Below are 16,990 nucleotides of genomic sequence, written 5' to 3'. Positions count from 1 at the left end.
GAGACCGATATGGCGACTACCGCAGGCGGCCTTCGAGCCGACGGCACGATTGGAACCAGCCACAAGCGCGTGATCTTCGCGTCCAGCCTCGGCACGGTTTTCGAATGGTATGACTTCTACCTCTATGGATCGCTCGCCGCGATCATCGGCAAGCAGTTCTTCACCGGCCTGAACGAGACCAGCCAGTTCATCTTCGCGCTGCTCGCCTTCGCCGCCGGTTTCGCGGTGCGCCCGTTCGGCGCGATCGTGTTCGGTCGCGTCGGCGACCTCATCGGACGCAAGTACACGTTCCTGATCACCATCGTCATCATGGGTACCTCGACCTTCCTGGTCGGTGTGCTGCCTGGATATTCGACGATGGGTGTGCTCGCGCCCGTCCTGCTCATCCTGTTGCGATTGCTGCAGGGCCTGGCACTCGGCGGCGAATACGGTGGCGCGGCCACCTACGTCGCGGAGCATGCGCCACAGGGCAAGCGCGGCCTGTACACCAGCTTCATCCAGATCACCGCGACCTTCGGTTTATTCCTGTCGCTTCTGGTGATCCTGGGTACGCGTCTCGGCCTGGGTACCGAGCAGTTCGAAGCCTGGGGCTGGCGCATCCCGTTCCTGATCTCGGCGGTGCTGGTCGGCGTGTCGGTGTACATCCGGTTGCAGCTGCAAGAGTCGCCGGTGTTCAAGCAGATGAAGGCCGAGGGCAAGCAGTCGAAGGCGCCGCTCACGGAAGCCTTTGGCCAGTGGAAGAACCTCAAGCTTGTGATCTTCGCCCTGCTCGGCGCCACGGCCGGCCAGGCGGTGGTCTGGTACACGGGCCAGTTCTACTCGCTCTACTTCCTGACCCAGAGCCTGAAGATCGACGGCACCACGGCGAACCTGTTGATCGCCGCCGCGCTGCTCATCGGCACACCGTTCTTCGTGTTCTTCGGTTGGCTGTCCGACAAGATCGGTCGCAAGACCATCGTGCTGGCCGGTTGCCTGATCGCCGCGCTGACGATGTTCCCTATCTTCAAGGGCCTTACCCACTTCGGTAATCCCGCCGTGGAAGCCGCCGCCGCCTCGGCGCCGGTGGTGGTCACCGCCGACCCGAACGCCTGCACGTTCCAGTTCGATCCCGTCGGCAAGAAGACCTTCACCAGCTCGTGCGACGTGGCCAAGAGCGTTCTCGCCAAGAAGGGCATTCCGTATAGCAACGCGGAAGCACCGGCGGGCACCTTGGCCACGGTGAAGATCGGCGACGACGTGATCGAATCGTTCGAAGGCACCGGTCTGGACAAGGCGGCGTTCACCGCGCAGAGCAAGGAGTTCACCGCGAAGGTGACGGCACAGGTCAAGGCCGCCGGATACCCGGAAAAGGCCGACCCGGCGCAATCGAACTATCCGATGCTGGTGTTGCTGCTGGCGATCCTCGTGCTCTACGTGACGATGGTCTACGGCCCGATCGCCGCATGGCTGGTGGAGATGTTCCCGACGCGTATCCGCTACACCTCGATGAGCCTGCCGTATCACATCGGCAATGGTTGGTTCGGCGGCTTCGTACCGACCATCGGCTTCATGCTGGTAGCTTGGAAGGGCGACATCTACTACGGACTCTGGTATCCGGTGGCGGTGGCGCTGATGACCTTCATCGTCGGATTGTTCTGCGTCCGTGAAACGAAGGATGTTCCGCTGGAGCATTGAGCCACGCTGCGTCGTGAGTGATACAAGCCGGCGGCCGTAAGGCCGCCGGTTTTTTTCCGGTGGGAGCCGACCCTGTCGGCGATCCCGCGGCAGCGGGCCAGGTCACGGCAAGCACCCATCGCCGCTGAAGCGGCTTCCCACCAGAGCATCGGTTACACCGCAGCATCGGTTACACCACAGCATCGGTTACACCACAGCATCGGTTACACCACAGCATCGGTTACACCACAGCATCGGTTACACCGGGCATTTAATGCTGTCGCAGGTCACGGCGTCTTTATCGGCCGCGCCGTACGCTGGTTTCATGAGCCTCGCCCCCATCGACATCTTCCTTCGCCTGGCCACCGCCGCCGTCCTGAGCGGCATCATCGGCCTCAACCGTGGAAGGCTGGAATGGACCGCCGGATTGCGCACGCACATGCTCGTCGGTGTGGGTGCCGGGCTGGCGATCGTGGTGTCCGCCTTCGGTTTCGCCGACGTCATCAACGCACCGCACGTCGTGCTGGACCCATCGCGTATCGCCGCCCAGGTCATCAGTGGCGTCGGCTTCCTCGGCGCAGGCACGATCCTGTTCGTGGAACGCGACCAGATCGTGCGTGGCCTCACGACGGCCGCAAGCTTGTGGGCCGTGGCATCGGTGGGACTTGCCGCCGGTAGCGGCCTCTATGCGGCAGCCGTCATGGCCACCGCGATCATCTGGGTGATCCTCGCCTTGCTGAAACCAGTGGAGCGGCGCTTCACGGGGAGGAAGGGTCGAAGGCCACGCCTCGTTGCGAGACTGACCGGCACGAACGCATTGGCCGCGTGTGAAAGGGCGCTCGCCGAACAGCACCTGCCGTTTGCCAAGACCGTGCTGCGTCGTGAAGAAGATGGCGACGACGTCGTCACCATCTTCTTCGCCAAACCCGTCCGCCATGACCAGCTTGCCGCGCTGGCTGATGTATTACGCCAGGTGGACGGGCTCAAGTCGGTGAGTTACGACTCACCGGATCTCGCGAAGCGCTAGCGTGTCTGGCTCAGTCGCCCTTGGCGGCCTTCTCGATCAGGCTGGCCACGTCCTTCGGGTGCGAGATCATCACGACGTGTGACGCGCCCTTCACCACCACGGTCTTCTTCGACTTCGCGCGCTCGGCCATGAAGGCCATCGATGCAGGCGGGATGTTCTTGTCCGAGTCGCCGTAGATGTGCCACGACGGGATGTGCTTCCACGCCGCCGCGGTTTCGGTTTCATTCAAGGCCGACGCGGTGATCGGACGCTGCTCGGCGGCCATCACGGTGGCCTGCTTCGCCGGGAGGTCGCCGGCGAACTGCGCCGGGAACTTGTCCTGCTGTACGTAGAGATCCTTGTCGCCATTGGACAGGTCAACCGGCGGCGCCAGGGCGGGGCCAAGCGTGCTGCCCGGGAACTTGCCCGAGAGGCTCGCGGCGGATTCGCCCACTTCCGGCGAGAACGCGGAAACGTAGACCAGGGCCTTCACGTTGTCCTGCCCTTCGGCCGCCTCGGTAATCACCGAACCGCCGTAGGAATGACCGACCAGCACGACGGGCGACTTGATGCCCTTCACGACGTCGGCGATATAGGCGGCGTCGGACTTCACGCTACGCAGCGGATTCGCCGCGGCGACCACCGTGTAGCCGTCCTTGTGCAACTGCTCGATGACGCCGTTCCAGCTGGAGGCATCGGCGAAGGCGCCGTGGACGAGGACGACGGTGGGCTTGTCGGCGGCGAAGGCTGCCGGGCTGGCGGCCAGGGCAGCCAGTGTGGCGATACGAAATAGAGAGCGGTGCAGCATGGGGCGGATCTCCTTTGGGGACGGACATCGCGGCACGTCGGCCAACGATGGGCGTCGATTGGAGCACTCGCCCGCGAGGGGTTTCTTGTCGCATTCACGCTCGGCCTTGGCCCTGTCATCGCTGTATCGCGCAATTTGAGACAGGAGAGTCGTACATTTGTACGATGTCAGATCCAATCCCCATGATTCGCCGGCACAAGGGCCGCGGCGCCGCCTCGAACCCGGAAGGCCGATTCGAAACCACGCGCTACCAAGCCGAGGACGACGGCTGGCACCGCGAGGACGACGAGCACCGGCCCGCGACCGAAGTGCGCGAGGAACTGGCCCGCAGCGTCATCACGCGGAACGATTCGCCGGACGTCGGTTTCGAGCAGGCGACCAATCCCTACCGTGGTTGTGAGCACGGCTGTATCTATTGTTATGCGCGTCCCTCGCACGCCTACCTCAACCTGTCGCCCGGCCTCGACTTCGAGACCAAGTTGTTCGCCAAGACCAACCTGGAAGAAATCCTCCGCGCGGAACTGTCCAAGCGCAGCTACGTATGCAAGCCGATCAACATCGGCAGCAATACCGATCCTTACCAGCCGATCGAGAAGAAGTGGCGTCTCACTCGCGCCGCGCTGGCGCTGCTCAACGAGTGCAATCATCCGTGCACCATCGTCACGAAGAACGCGCTGATCGAGCGCGACCTCGACATCCTCGTACCGATGGCGGAGCGCAAGCTGGTACAGGTATTCGTTTCGATCAACTCGCTGGATAACAAGCTGGCGTCGAAGCTGGAACCGCGTGCAAGTGCGCCGCATCGGCGGATGAAGGCGGTGGAGACCTTGGCGAAGGCGGGTGTTCCCGTGGGTGTGCTCGTTGCACCGATCATTCCGGCGCTCAACGAGCGTGACCTGGAGGCGATCATCGAACAGGCAGGTGCGGCTGGGGCGAACTCGATCGGATATACGTGCGTGCGCTTGCCGCACGAGCTCAAGCAGCTGTTCCGGGAGTGGTTGGAGTTGCATTACCCGGATCGCGCGGCGCATATCATCAGCCTGATCCAGCAGATGAATGGCGGGAAGGATTACGACTCGACCTTTGCGACGCGGATGCGTGGGCAGGGGGTGTTTGCGGACATTATTCGCAAGCGGGTGCAGGTGGCGACGCGGAAGGCGGGGTTGGATCGGGCGTGGGATACGGTGTTGGATACGTCGGGGTTTGCGGCGCCTAGGGTCACTTCACCCCAGGGGGAACTGTTCTGAGGCGCATCGTGAGCCTGGCCATTTTGACAGTGTCCCGATACGATTGGGGTGGGCTGCCGGCGTGATAATGGACGACACAGGGGGCGTGAAATGCTATGCACTAAGTGTGGTGCTGAATTGGCGCCGTTCGCCAACGAGTGTGTGTCGTGCGCGACCCCTACATTAATTGTGCCTAGTCTTTCCAAGAGTACCCGCCCCATTGCGGGCACAGCGAAACAAGACATCTCCTGGCTCTCCTTCACCCTGATCGGTCTGCCCTTCTTGCTGATCACCGCCGTGCGGACCTATGCGATATATCCCGGGGATGACCCGAGGGCACAAGGTGTCATCGTGTGCGGTGCAGTGATCGCCGCCTGCATCGCGTTGCTCATCTGCCGTATCTTCCACACGCGTTTTCGACTGACCTGGGCGATTAGCTATGCCGTGGTGGTGGCTTTATCGGTGGCCGGCTTGTTAGTAGCACAATCTCAACTATTGCCATGCCTAGGGAGAGCTCTATGCCAGTAAGTCTTGCCGACATGAAACGAGCGCTGGGCCTCTGCCTGACACTGTTTGCATGCACATCGGCCGAGCGGGGACTCTAAGACCGCTACTTCCAGATAGTGACCTTCCTCCGGTTAGCACGAGTCTTGAGACGAATGGCTAAGTACAAGAGATTCAGATACGGCAGGCTTTCCTGGTTAGCCCTAGCGCTGTCGCTCACGGTGACGGGGATGGCCATTTATGCTTTTACGCGGGCCGCCCAAGCACCTCGAGACGGTGACTTAATCTATTTCGCCGTTGGAATTCCCTTTGTGGCAGTTCTTGTGATTTCTCCCTTACTGGCATATCGCGACGTCATAGTCTCTGACGAAGGCGTCGGAAGAGCTTTCTTCGGCTTTCAGACTCGATTCGTCCATTGGGAGAAGGTAGAGGCGGTGCGCTGCGGGGTCGTTTCGAAAGGCGACAGCTCAGTCGGGAGCTATCACTTGCAAACACGGATAGGGAGTCCGTTCGGGGGCGTAAGAATTACGTCAATGATCGATGATGTAGGCAGTCTTGTTGACGCGATCAGCAAGGAGGTCACGCGACGAGAAATCCCCGTGTCGGCTTGGGAAGTAAATAAGCTGATCATCCTCGATCGACTCCCTCCACCAAAAAAGGGGCCGGCAGCATGGAATTAGAGGCCTGAGTTCTCGGCAGGCCATGTCTTGAGAGAAGTTGAGGCCATGGCACGGGAATGAATGTCTCGTTGCCGCGACGAACGTCTCCGAGCGAACTCGGCGACTATCTTTTCAACAAAGGAGTGCTGCACGACTGCAGCGTTTCAGTGAGCGATCACCGCGACGGTAAGATCAGCCTGAAAATTCAAGATGTGAATGCGGCATTCAAAGGTCTTCTCGAATACGGAGGAAGTACTGCGTGTCTGATCGTCCTCGAAGGTTTTGGCGAACGGAATGCCACTACCGATGAGGATGTGCGTGAAGTGTTCGAAGCCGTGACGGAAAAGATTCGGAAGGAACGATTGCTTGAACGTTGCTTGTGACGTTCTGGCCTGAAGGTCGTCTCCGAATCACCTTTTCCCAAGCACTAGTTTTCGAAGGCTAGATGTTGATAGCCCACCGTCAATGAACGATGGAATCGAGCATGGCTTAAGTCAGTATGCTTGCCGCGTCTTGACGCGAACGACCTGCACCGAGACATACAATGACTTTCGCCGCACCGATGCTATTCCTTCGACAGGGTTCTGGCTTATTCAGCCATCGTGAGAGCTGGATTGTGCTAGCTGCTGCAGTCGCGTGCGGATTTGGCATAGCGGGCTGGCGCCGATGGCGTGACCGTGGCGGAACGCATATTCGGCCACGGGCGAATGTGCCTAGTTGGCGTTTACCCCCGATCCGTAAGCGACGATCACATCGGACCTCGTCGACTTCCAGACGGAAGTGACCGCATTGCGCGTCTATATATCGAGCGCATTAGTTCATTTGCGTCATTATTGGGATTTACGGATTCCGTCGCATGCAAGAGTTTCCCATTGGAAGGAGTGGTGGCGTTGGCTATTAAATTGCTCATGGGCGTGTTTCTGTTTTGCTCGGGGATAGCAGCCGGTATCACTCTTTGCCGCTACGCCAGTCCAGTCTGGTCTTACAACGAATCTATCGGTATTCGCGAGGATTTGGTAAATGCTTCAATCGCACGGTACCGAGAGGGACGCGTGGCTGAAGCGGCCATATTGATGAAAGGGGCCAATGGGGTTGCCGCAAGACCTGATATGACTTGGCCGTTGATGTTTCCCTGGCACGCAGCCGTTCTGCGAGTAACAGGCGTTTTTGCAGATATTCACGTTAGCCGCGACTACCGTGCCGCCGAGACTGCATACCTTTTCCATGTGGCCGGCCTGGAAGAGTTGTCGCGCCCCTACTATGAGCGTCTTGAAACACAGCGGGGGCGAAACCAAGCTCAAATCGATGCGTCTGCGGCCGCATTTATTCGCGAAGCCGCCATGTTCCAGGAACGAGAGAAAGCGAAGTAATCCACTCAGCCGGTTTATGATGAGCAGCCGACGCATCGTTCGCTTCGCGTCCCTCACCACTCACTGCGAGTCCTTCATGCACCCAATCACTCCTGCTGGTTCGCCGGCTAGCGCGCGCCGCAAGTTCTTGCGCCCTGTCGTAGCCCTGTCGATGGCGCTCGCAGCGATCACCGCAGATGCGCAACAAGTGGGTTCCGATCAAGTGCCACCGCCGAAGGACTCGCCATACGTCGGAACGGTGGCGATCCACGTCGATGCCAACGATACGGTGCAGGGCATCTTCCGCGTCCACGAAACCATTCCGGTAAAAACGGGCGCGTTGACCCTGCTATACCCGCAGTGGATTCCCGGCGATCACTCACCGACCGGTCCGATCGCGATGCTCGCCGGCCTCAAGCTCAGCGCCAATGGCAAGCCACTCGCGTGGAAGCGCGACGAGTACAACGTCTATGCATTCCACCTCGACGTACCCGCGGATGTCTCCACGATCGACGCGGAATTCCAGTACCTGTCGGAGCGCGAGGACAGCGCGGACTTTGAAATCACCGACCGCATGATGGCCATGGAATGGAGCAAGGTGGCGCTATACCCCGCAGGCTACTATTCGCGCGGCATCACCTTTGCGCCTAGCCTGACGTTGCCGCACGGCTGGCAACTCGGTACCGCACTGGAAACGGCTTCGAAGTCGGGCGATACGACGACCTTCAAGCCCGTGACATTGGAGAACCTGATCGATTCGCCGGTCTATGCGGGCCAGTACTTCAAGCGCGTCGCGCTCAACCCGGGCGACAAGGCGCCGGTTTATCTGGACGTTGTCGCCGACGAGCCGAAATACCTGGAGATGACACCTGAACAGGTCGCGGTGCATCGCGTGTTGGTGACACAGGCGGTGAAGCTCTTCGGATCGCACCATTACGATCACTACGACTTCTTGTTCTCGCTATCGGATCAACTGGCTGGCAACGGCACGGAACACCATCAGTCCAGCGAAGACGGCCTGGGTGCCGACTACTTCACGGCATGGAAGGATGCAGCGTCGGAGCGCGACCTGTTGGCTCACGAGTACACGCATTCGTGGAACGGCAAGTTCCGTCGCCCGGCTGACTTGTGGACGCCCAACTTCAACGTACCCATGGGCGATTCGCTCCTGTGGGTCTACGAGGGCCAGACCCAATACTGGGGTTTCGTGCTGACCGCTCGCGCCGGCATGTGGACGCCACAACAGTTCCGCGACGGGTTGGCCATGGTCGCGGCCAACTACGAGCGCAACCGCGAGGGTTTCCACTGGCGCACGCTCGAAGACACCACCAACGATCCGACCGTCGCCAGGCGCTCGGCCCTGCCTTACCGAAGCTGGCAGATGAGTGAGGATTACTACAGCGGCGGCCAGTTGATGTGGTTGGCCGTCGACGCCAAGCTGCGCAACCTGACGCACGACAAGCAGTCGCTCGATGACTTCGCACGCGCGTTCTTCGGTGTCGATAACGGTAGCTATGTGCCAAAGACCTACACGTTCGACGACGTGGTGGCTGCCCTGAACGGTGTCGCCAAGTACGACTGGACCAACTTCCTGACGGCGCATGTCAACGCACTCGATCCCCCGCTGCAGGACGGCCTCGCCGCCACGGGCTGGAAGCTGGTCTATGACGAGAAGGAAAGCGAGTACGAGAAGCAAGCGGACGGACGGCCCGAATCCTCTCGCCATCTACTCAACTTCACGTGGTCGATCGGCCTGACGATGACCGACGGTGGCAAGGTGAACGACGTGCGCTGGGATGGTCCTGCGTTCAAGGCGGGCGTAAGCACCGGCGCCACCGTGGTCGCCGTCGACGGCAACACCTATTCGAAGGATGCCCTGACCAGCGCGATCACCGCCGCCAAGGACAGCAAGACACCCATCGTGCTGACGGTGAAGTACCAGGGCCGTTTCCGTACGATCCCGGTGGACTATCACGGCGGTCTGCAATACCCGCATCTGGTGCGTATCGAAGGTACGCCCGACTACCTGAGCGAGATCATCGCCGCGCGCAAGTAGCGTCGGGTGGGGCGTTCTAGCGTCCGCCCTATTTATACGTCGCACCATCGAAACGAAGTGTCGTGGTCGTTTTCGTCGGTTTAATGACCGGGCACTTCGAAGGATCTTCGTCGAAGTCGTACTCCGCCGTCACTGTAGTGACGAGTTGCAGATCGGCCAAACCGTGGCTACGGGTTTTGGCGATATTGATGACGGTTTTCTTCTGCGTAGCGGTCGAAGTGCAAACGGGCGGAGCTTCCGTGCCCGTCTCGTAGCCGGCCTGCCAGGAAGAGGTTTCGATGGTGGCGACGTTGTCGAGCCGGTGACCATGCTGCAGGTACAGCTTGAGGTTGGTGGAGTTGCTGTTCGCGCAGGTGCAGTGAGTTCCATTACTCACACTCACGCCAAAAGCACGCAGACCGGGGGCCAGCATGTACCGGGCCGTATCGATGGTGATGCCTTCCAGGCGGGCACCGCCGTCTTCGACAGCCGTGTCTTCGTGCGCATGCGCCATGACCGTGTGCTGGTCTGGTTCAAGGACAACGACATCGAGATCGCGCATGAATTTGGAATCGTCGTTGGATTTCCGGCCGATCTTCTCCTCGCCCGCGAGATAGGTCAGGGCAACGATGATGCGGTTGTCGCGGCCTGGGTCGTAGCGGCACGCATTGAACATGCTGTCGCCCCACAAGGCGTCACCGCCAGCGAACCCGATGGCTTTGGCGGTTTCCGTGAACATCCCGGTCTCACAGGCGTAAGGGTCGTCTGCATCGTCGGCTCGGGCTGCCGTGGCATGGCCAAAAAACGCCAGGCCAACGAGCAGCATTATTGCCAAAGTCCAGTGGCAGCCAGGAGCCTGGGTGCGTATGTTCAAAGCGAATTCCCCTGTCATCGGTACCAGCCACAACCACGGCATCGTCCAGCGGTGTCATTAGACCGCACGGAAGCGGGCGCGGGCAGGCCCAAGGCATGGCGAACTGCTGACATGTGTGGATTGCGCCGCCGCCCGCCCCGCTACCCGTCGATAAGCCCCGCACGGACCGCATCGGCCACGTCTTCAGGCGTATCCAGGCCGCGAGCCAAGGCATCACGACGAATAGCCGCCGGATGCCCGCCAGTCCACAGGCGGCGGAAGGCGGCATCTCCCGGGAGCGCGCCCGCCTGGGCCAGCGTCTGTGGACGAAGCAATGCCGGCGGACCCAGCGCATCCCCATACGCCGACACCACGTCGCAGCTGCCGTCATAAGCGACCAGCAATTTGTCGAGGTGCTCCTGGGTGAGGCAAGGTTGGTCGGCCACGGTGACCAGCAAGGGGTACGACCGGCCGGACAGTGCCGCCACCGCCCGGCGCAAGGACGAGGCCACGCCTTCTTCCCACGTGGGGTCGAACAGGATGGCGGTACCCGTCACAAGGGGAGCCAGCTGTTCGGCATGCGCGCCCAGCACCACCATCAGGTGGGTAGGGCCGGTGGCCTTGGCCATGCGGACGGTACGCTGGAGCAGGGTTTCACCGGCGACGGTCAGCAGTTGCTTCGGCCGGCCCAGCCGGGAGTTCCCCTCGGCTGCCAAGATGACCGCGTCATGTGCCTCGCATCCACGCATGTGCATTCCGAAAAAGGCGATGAGCCAGGCGCTAACGCTAGCATGCCGGGGCAGACGCATCGCCGTTCGCACCAGGTCCTAGCGCAGAAACCCCCGCGCGAGCGCGATGGCCAGCGCGTGCGCACGGTTGCTTGCGTGTAGTTTGCCCATCGCGTTCGATAGATATTCCTTCACTGTTTCAGGGGAAAGTCCCAGCTGCCGCGCGATCTGCTTGTTCGACAACCCGGCGCCGACGCCCCGTAGCACGGCGATCTCCCGCTCGGTGAGGCACTCGTCGGCACTGTGTTCCGCGAGCTGTTGCGCTACCTCCGAGGAAACACGCTGCTCGCCGGCGTAGACGGACCGGACGGTCGAGACGAGGTCGTCGGCCAGTGAGGTCTTCAGGAGGTAACCCTGGGCGCCTGCGGCAAGCGCGCGCCGCGCCGATGCGTCGCCGGCATAGGTGGTCAGTACGACCACACGGGCCAGCGGATCGATCTTGCGAATCGCAACGATGACCTGGTCGCCGGACAGGTCGGGCAACATCAGGTCCACCAGCGCCACGTCCGGACGCAGCGTCTTGAAGGCTTCTATCGCCGATCGTCCCGTGTCCGCTTCACCCGCCACGACCATCCCGGGATCGGAAGACAACATCGCCACCACGCCCGCACGGAAGAGTGGGTGGTCGTCGACAACGAGAATGCGGAGGGGCCGTGAGGTCATGGGAGCCGTCGAATCGGTGAGGGCGCGAGCTTACCCTAGCCAGGCCGTCGCGGTTTCGGGCCGGTGCTGGAAGCGCGGCGTGCCAGAGGTCAGAATGGCTTTCGTTCTCCAGGGTCCCCTCATGGCACGCCGCTCGCTGGCAAGGCTGACGTTTCTTTCGCTGCTTTGGCTCTTCGCGTGGACCGGGGTCACCCCGGCGGCACCGGTAACGCCGATCACGCAATGGCAGCACACGGTTTTCGCCGCGAAAGATGGCGCGCCCGCGGGAATCAAGGCCATGGCACAGGATCGCGATGGCTTTCTGTGGTTCGGTGGCTCGACCGGGCTGTTCCGGTTCGATGGCGTATCCTTCGACGGCAGCCTCACCGGGCGGCTGCCCCAACAGTCGATCATGTCCTTGCTCGCGGCGAGGGACGGCAGCCTGTGGGTCGGCGACCGGCATGGCTACATCACGCACGTGGACCACGGGACGGTCACCGTCTACGCGCTCGACGACGACAAGTCGACGGTGATGCAGCTCGCCGAACTGGCCGACGGTTCACTTTGGGCGGTGACGACACGTGCCGCCTACCGCTTCGACGGCGCACGGTGGCAAAACAGAAAGCCTGGGCCGTTCATGCAGGCGATACATGCGCCGGATGGCTCGTTGTTCCTGTTGAGCCGTGCGCCGAACGATCGTACGGCCTGGCGCCTCGGGCCTGGCCACAGAGACTTCGGGCCGACCACCATCGACACGGCACGGGACGCGATGCTCGGCCGCAAGGGTACGTCGTGGCGCCCCGAGACGATGATCGCCGATGAAGTCGCCGACGGCGAAGGCGCGCTATGGATCGGCACCGAGACAGGCATCGAGCGCCTTTCCTGGCCAGGGACCGGGGATACCGGCGAAGAGCCCATCAAGGAATCGTATGCCCGCGCCGAGGGTCTCGGTGGAGCGCAGGCGCTGGCCACGTTGCGCGACCGCGAAGACAACCTCTGGGTATCCACGCCAGCCACCATCGAACAGTTCCGGCTCGGCAAGTTCCACCGCCTGGCCTTGCCCACGGACAGCTACCTGCCCGCCATCGCGGTCGACGGACGCGGCCAGCTTTGGGCCAGCCGGCTCAACGACACCGTCATCGAATTCGGTAGCGATGGCCCGCGACCATGGCCCGAGGCGGGCAAGCGCGTCGGCGTCGCGGCGACGGGCATCGACGGATCGGTACTGATGGTCGGCAGCGGCGGCCTCGTCCGCATGGATGGCAAGACGGTCGCGCACATCCCGCTTTTCCCGGCGATCCGCACGGGCGACACCGGATTCCGCGCCTTGGCGCAGGCGCGCGACGGGTCGGTCTGGGTAGGCATCGGCCCGGCGTATCGGCACATCGACGGCGACGCCCGCCTGATGGGTGCGAACGTCGGCCTGCCAGACCGGCCGAACCACGTGTGGGCCATCGCGCGGCGTACCGACCACGGGCTGTGGCTGGCCTATAACGACAACGTGCTCGCCATGTCCGAGGACGATGGCAGCGGAGCCCGTGTGTTCTCCACCACCGATGGCATCGATGTCGGCCACATCTATGCGATCTGGCCGCACGGCGGCGGCGTGTGGATCACGGGCCAGCGTGGCGTGCAGTTCTTCCGCCCCGGCCACCCCATCGCGAACCTTCGCCTGCGCGGCGGTGAGGTCGTCCGCGAGGCATCCGGTATCGTGCAGCGTCCGGACGGTTCCTTGTGGATCAACACGATCCACGGGCTCTATCGCATCGGTCCCGCGTCGATGGCGGCATGGTGGCGTTCGCACGACACCGAGGTCGACTACGAGCGTTTCGATGAGCGCGATGGACTCCAGGGCGTGCGCGATTCGCGGCCAGCCCCGTCGATCGTGCCAGGATCAGGCGGCTTGCTCTGGATCGCCTCGGACACGGGCATCGCATCCATCGATACGGATCGAATACCACGCAATACCGTCGCTCCCGTCGCCGTCGTACAGGAGATCAACGGCAAGAGCGTGGATGGGCCCGTCGAGCTGCCCGCCGGTAGCCGCCGCCTGGATATCGCGTATTCCGCGCCGGTACTCGGCGTGCCGACACGTGCGCATTTCGCCTATCGTCTGCAAGGACTCGAGACGGCGTGGCAGGACGTCGGCAACGTCCGCCACGTGTCATATACCAACCTGGGCCCGGGCACGTACCGCTTCGAATTGAAGGCGGCGAACGAAGACGGAGTCTGGTCGCGCGTGCCTGCTGCCGTCGATATACGTATCGCGCCTTTCTTCTACCAGTCATGGTGGTTCCGGACGCTGTGCGTCCTCGCCTTGCTTGGCCTGTTGTACCTGGCCTATCTCTGGCGGCTACGAAGCCTCGGCGTGTTGATCTGCGCGCGACTGCTCGAACGCGAGCGGATCGCCCGTGACTTGCACGACACCCTGCTGCAAAGCATGCAAGGCGTGCTGTTGCGGGTGAAGGTCGCCGCCGATGCCATCAAGGAACCCGAGGCTCGCGACAAGCTGGAACTGGCCCTGCGCGCGACGCAGGATGCCCTCGTGGAAGGGCGGCGCAAGATCGTCGGCCTCCGTGGGGCGCGTGGCGACGCCAGCACCCTGGCCGAGCGTCTTCAGGCTTACGCCGCCGATGTGACGGGCGATGGCGGTGCGGTGGTGGCGGTATCCACGACGGGGCCATCGCGTTCGCTGAACCCGGCCGCGGAAGACGATATCGAGGCGATCGCCTTCGAGCTTCTGTCCAACGCCGTGCGGCACGCGCGGGCGCAACGGGTGGAGGTGCGGATCGCCTTCGCACGGCGTTGGTTCGAAGTGGAAGTGCGCGACGACGGTGAAGGCATGCAAGCGGGGCGCCGGGAAGATCGCCCGTCCTTCGGACTGATCGGGATTCGCGAACGCGCCGAGAAACTGGCCAGCCGCCTGACGATCAAGCCACGTCCGCCGCATGGTACGCAGGCGATCCTGAGGGTGCCGGGGCCGGTGGCCTATTGGTTGCCCGAGCGGACGGTGGCGCGCCTTCGCTCCAGGCCTTGGTTCCGCTGACCCGGGTGCACGCGCCTCCCCCCATACAGGGGGTCACGCCCATGCCATGGCCGGATAGCATCCGAGCCAAGATGCAACACGAGACATTCGCGCCGCCTGCCAACCCAAGCCACTCCCGGACGCGCGCGGTGCGGCAACTGCTGAACCAGGCGCTCCGCCAACTCGCCGACTTCGATCGCGCGGACCGCGCCGCCTGCGCGCACTACATCGCCCAGGCGTTGCGCATACACCGGGAATCGACGGAAGGGCATGGTGAATGGCGCCAAGGGAGTGGTCTGGCGCCCTGGCAAGTCCAGGTAGTGAAGGAACTCGCCCTCTCGCGACTCGACACGCCGCTCGCGGTCGCCGAACTGGCTGCTGCCTGTAATCTGTCGCGAGGCTACTTCAGCCGTGCGTTCAAGGCGACCTTTGGCGAAAGCCCCCACCGGTGGCGCCACGGCAAGCGCCTGGAACAAGCGTGCCACCGGCTCGTCCATTCCAGCGAAGCCATCGCCGATATCGCGATAGCCTTCGGTTTCAACGATCAGGCCCATTTCACACGTGCCTTCAAGAGCTCCTTGGGGATCACGCCAAACGTCTACCGGAGGCGCGGCAACGCATCATGAATCGAGCACACATTCTTCTTGCCACCCTGGCGCTGGCGATCGTGCCGGCCGCCTTCGCTTCGACACGGGACTTCTCGGTCGGCCCCCAATACGACACGACCCATGTGTACGTCGCCGCTGCCGACCTGGACGCCTTCGTCCGTAGTTTCACCACCACCTTCGCGGGTCAGCCGACGCCGCCGGTGGTCGTCACGGTGACACCGACACCGTCGAAGACGACGTCGCAGGTGGTGCGGACATCCTCCGGCGCGATCTCCGTATTCGGTTTCCAGACGCCGGTGCCGTATCCCTTCGGGCAGGAGCGCACGGGCTATCTCGTCACCAACGTGGACGAGGCCGTCAAGGCCGCCAACGCCGCTGGCGCCGCGACCCTGGTCGCGCCCTTCGACGATCCCATCGGGCGCGACGCGGTGGTCACCTTTCCCGGTGGCGTGAACACGCAGTTCTACTGGCACACGGCGAAGTCGACATCGGCCCCGCTCGAACACGTGCCGGAGAACAGGATCTACCTGCCGGTCCAGTCGGCCGACGCGTTCGTGAAGTCGTTCGTGGCATTCACGCATGGCAAGGTGCTCTCGGACGAACGCCACGCACCCGCGGTGGAAATCGGCCGCAGCGCCGGCACCTACCGGCGTATCCGGCTCGCCTCGGGTTTCGGCAAGGCCACGGTGCTGGTGACCGATGGCCACCTCGACTGGCCTTACGGCACCGAGCTTACCGGCTATGAAGTCGGCGACCTCGACGCCACGCTTCGCCGCGCACGTGACAGCGGAGCGACCGTCGTCGTGGAAGCCCACCCCGAAGGCGACCGTCGCGCAGCGATGGTCAGGTTCCCCGGCGGCTACGTCGCGGAAATCCATAGCGCGGGGAACTGAAACGGTTGGTGATATCTGCTGGCTCGCGCGTGCGAATGCCTGCCGATATTTCAATCGCGTGCGATAGCCGCTGCCTAAGCTCGTGAAAGGTCGACCCATTCCTACGACCCTTCACGACCAGGAGCAGCCCATGAAAAAGAACACGTTATTTCGTCTGACCGCGGCGGCCGCACTCGCCGGCGCATCGTTCGCTTCCGTACAGGCCGCGGAAGCAGCCAAGCCGACCATCGTCCTCGTCCATGGCGCATGGGCGGACGGCTCCAGCTGGAGCAAGGTCATTCCGTTATTACAGGCCAAGGGTTACACCGTGCTCGCGGTGCAGAACCCGCTCACGTCGTTGGCGGCGGATGTCGCCGCCACGAAACAGGTGCTGCAGTCGGCCACGGCGCCCGTGGTTCTCGTCGGGCACAGCTGGGCCGGCACGGTGATCACCGAAGCCGGGAACGATCCCAAGGTCGCGGCGCTCGTCTATGTCGCCGCCTTCGCGAACGACGACGGTCAATCAGCCGGGGAGCTGGTCAATGCCTATGCGAAGACGCCGGCGCTCGGTACCATCCGCGACGACGGCCATGGCTTCCTCTACCAGACGGAACAGGGCGTGCTCGAGAACTTCGCCCCGGACCTTCCGCGCGCCGAGGCGAAGACGATGGCGGTGACGCAGGGTGCGCTGGCCGCCAGCACGTTCGGTGACAAGGTCACCACCGCCGCGTGGAAGACCCACCCTACCTGGTACATCGTCTCGGCCAACGACCGGGTCATCAATCCGCAGCTGGAGCGCGATGTCGCCAAGCGGATGAACGCGCATACGACGGTGCTTCCTTCGAGTCACGTTTCGCTGCTCTCGCATCCGCGCGAGGTGGCGAAGGTGATCGAGGAAGCCGCCGATGCGGTAGGCAAGAAGGGTTGAAGCCGTTGGGGCAAAAGGCTTGTCCTTTTGCCCC

Annotated in this window: 14 protein-coding genes; 10 read left to right on the top strand and 4 right to left on the bottom strand. The window is 62.8% G+C overall.

Translation table 11 applies throughout. The features are described 5' to 3' along the window. Positions 1-9: 9 nt before the first annotated feature. Both AB6730_RS14715 and AB6730_RS14710 read left to right on the top strand, forming a co-directional pair. Complete coding sequence (locus tag AB6730_RS14715) at positions 10-1,674, top strand: MFS transporter (protein WP_371024360.1); 1,665 nt, start codon at positions 10-12, stop codon at positions 1,672-1,674. A gap of 304 nt (positions 1,675-1,978) precedes the next feature. Continuing rightward, on the top strand, positions 1,979-2,680 hold the full coding sequence (locus tag AB6730_RS14710; RefSeq protein WP_371024359.1) for an MgtC/SapB family protein: 702 nt from the start codon (positions 1,979-1,981) through the stop codon (positions 2,678-2,680). A gap of 10 nt (positions 2,681-2,690) precedes the next feature. On the opposite strand, the gene AB6730_RS14705 is transcribed toward AB6730_RS14710, so the two are convergent. Next, positions 2,691-3,467: an alpha/beta fold hydrolase gene (locus AB6730_RS14705; RefSeq protein WP_371024358.1), complete on the bottom strand. Its 777-nt coding sequence runs from the start codon at positions 3,465-3,467 to the stop codon at positions 2,691-2,693. Positions 3,468-3,649: 182 nt separating this feature from the next. Between AB6730_RS14705 and AB6730_RS14700 the strand changes: the two genes are divergently transcribed. The 4 genes from AB6730_RS14700 to AB6730_RS14685 all read left to right on the top strand — a co-directional run bounded on the left by AB6730_RS14700 (position 3,650) and on the right by AB6730_RS14685 (position 9,261). Further along, positions 3,650-4,714, top strand: coding sequence for a PA0069 family radical SAM protein (locus AB6730_RS14700; protein ID WP_371024357.1), 1,065 nt, complete (start codon positions 3,650-3,652; stop codon positions 4,712-4,714). A gap of 1,219 nt (positions 4,715-5,933) precedes the next feature. Beyond that, on the top strand, positions 5,934-6,239 hold the full coding sequence (locus AB6730_RS14695; RefSeq protein ID WP_371024356.1) for a hypothetical protein: 306 nt from the start codon (positions 5,934-5,936) through the stop codon (positions 6,237-6,239). Between the two features lie 507 nt (positions 6,240-6,746). Further along, positions 6,747-7,226, top strand: coding sequence for a hypothetical protein (locus tag AB6730_RS14690; protein WP_371024355.1), 480 nt, complete (start codon positions 6,747-6,749; stop codon positions 7,224-7,226). A gap of 151 nt (positions 7,227-7,377) precedes the next feature. Beyond that, complete coding sequence (locus tag AB6730_RS14685; protein WP_371024431.1) at positions 7,378-9,261, top strand: M61 family metallopeptidase; 1,884 nt, start codon at positions 7,378-7,380, stop codon at positions 9,259-9,261. Between the two features lie 28 nt (positions 9,262-9,289). Here the strand turns inward: AB6730_RS14685 and AB6730_RS14680 are convergent, their stop codons facing one another. From AB6730_RS14680 to AB6730_RS14670, 3 genes are all read right to left on the bottom strand, one after another. Continuing rightward, a complete protein-coding gene (locus AB6730_RS14680; protein WP_371024354.1) occupies positions 9,290-10,066 on the bottom strand; it encodes a hypothetical protein in 777 nt (258 codons plus the stop codon). A 188-nt stretch (positions 10,067-10,254) separates the two neighbouring features. Then, positions 10,255-10,809, bottom strand: a complete 555-nt coding sequence (locus tag AB6730_RS14675; protein ID WP_371024353.1) for an NTP transferase domain-containing protein — start codon at positions 10,807-10,809, stop codon at positions 10,255-10,257. Positions 10,810-10,920: 111 nt separating this feature from the next. Beyond that, positions 10,921-11,544: a response regulator gene (locus AB6730_RS14670; protein ID WP_371024352.1), complete on the bottom strand. Its 624-nt coding sequence runs from the start codon at positions 11,542-11,544 to the stop codon at positions 10,921-10,923. Positions 11,545-11,638: 94 nt separating this feature from the next. On the opposite strand from AB6730_RS14670, the gene AB6730_RS14665 reads away from it, so the two are divergent. The 4 genes from AB6730_RS14665 (at position 11,639) to AB6730_RS14650 (ending at position 16,956) form a co-directional block, all read left to right on the top strand. Continuing rightward, positions 11,639-14,569: a triple tyrosine motif-containing protein gene (locus AB6730_RS14665; RefSeq protein ID WP_371024351.1), complete on the top strand. Its 2,931-nt coding sequence runs from the start codon at positions 11,639-11,641 to the stop codon at positions 14,567-14,569. Positions 14,570-14,640: 71 nt separating this feature from the next. Continuing rightward, a complete protein-coding gene (locus tag AB6730_RS14660) occupies positions 14,641-15,174 on the top strand; it encodes a helix-turn-helix domain-containing protein (protein WP_371024350.1) in 534 nt (177 codons plus the stop codon). Further along, positions 15,171-16,049 (top strand): glyoxalase, encoded by an 879-nt coding sequence (locus AB6730_RS14655; protein WP_371024349.1) that lies wholly within the window; start codon positions 15,171-15,173, stop codon positions 16,047-16,049. The genes AB6730_RS14660 and AB6730_RS14655 overlap by 4 nt, the downstream gene beginning before the upstream one ends. Positions 16,050-16,179: 130 nt before the next feature. Next, complete coding sequence (locus AB6730_RS14650) at positions 16,180-16,956, top strand: alpha/beta fold hydrolase (protein WP_371024348.1); 777 nt, start codon at positions 16,180-16,182, stop codon at positions 16,954-16,956. The last annotated feature ends 34 nt before the right edge of the window (positions 16,957-16,990 follow it).

Origin of the sequence: Luteibacter sp. RCC_6_2 (assembly GCF_041360655.1) — a bacterium.
In the GTDB taxonomy this organism is placed as follows: domain Bacteria; phylum Pseudomonadota; class Gammaproteobacteria; order Xanthomonadales; family Rhodanobacteraceae; genus Luteibacter.
Note: the sequence above shows the minus strand (reverse complement) of the source record. Positions and strands in the feature narration are given on the sequence as shown.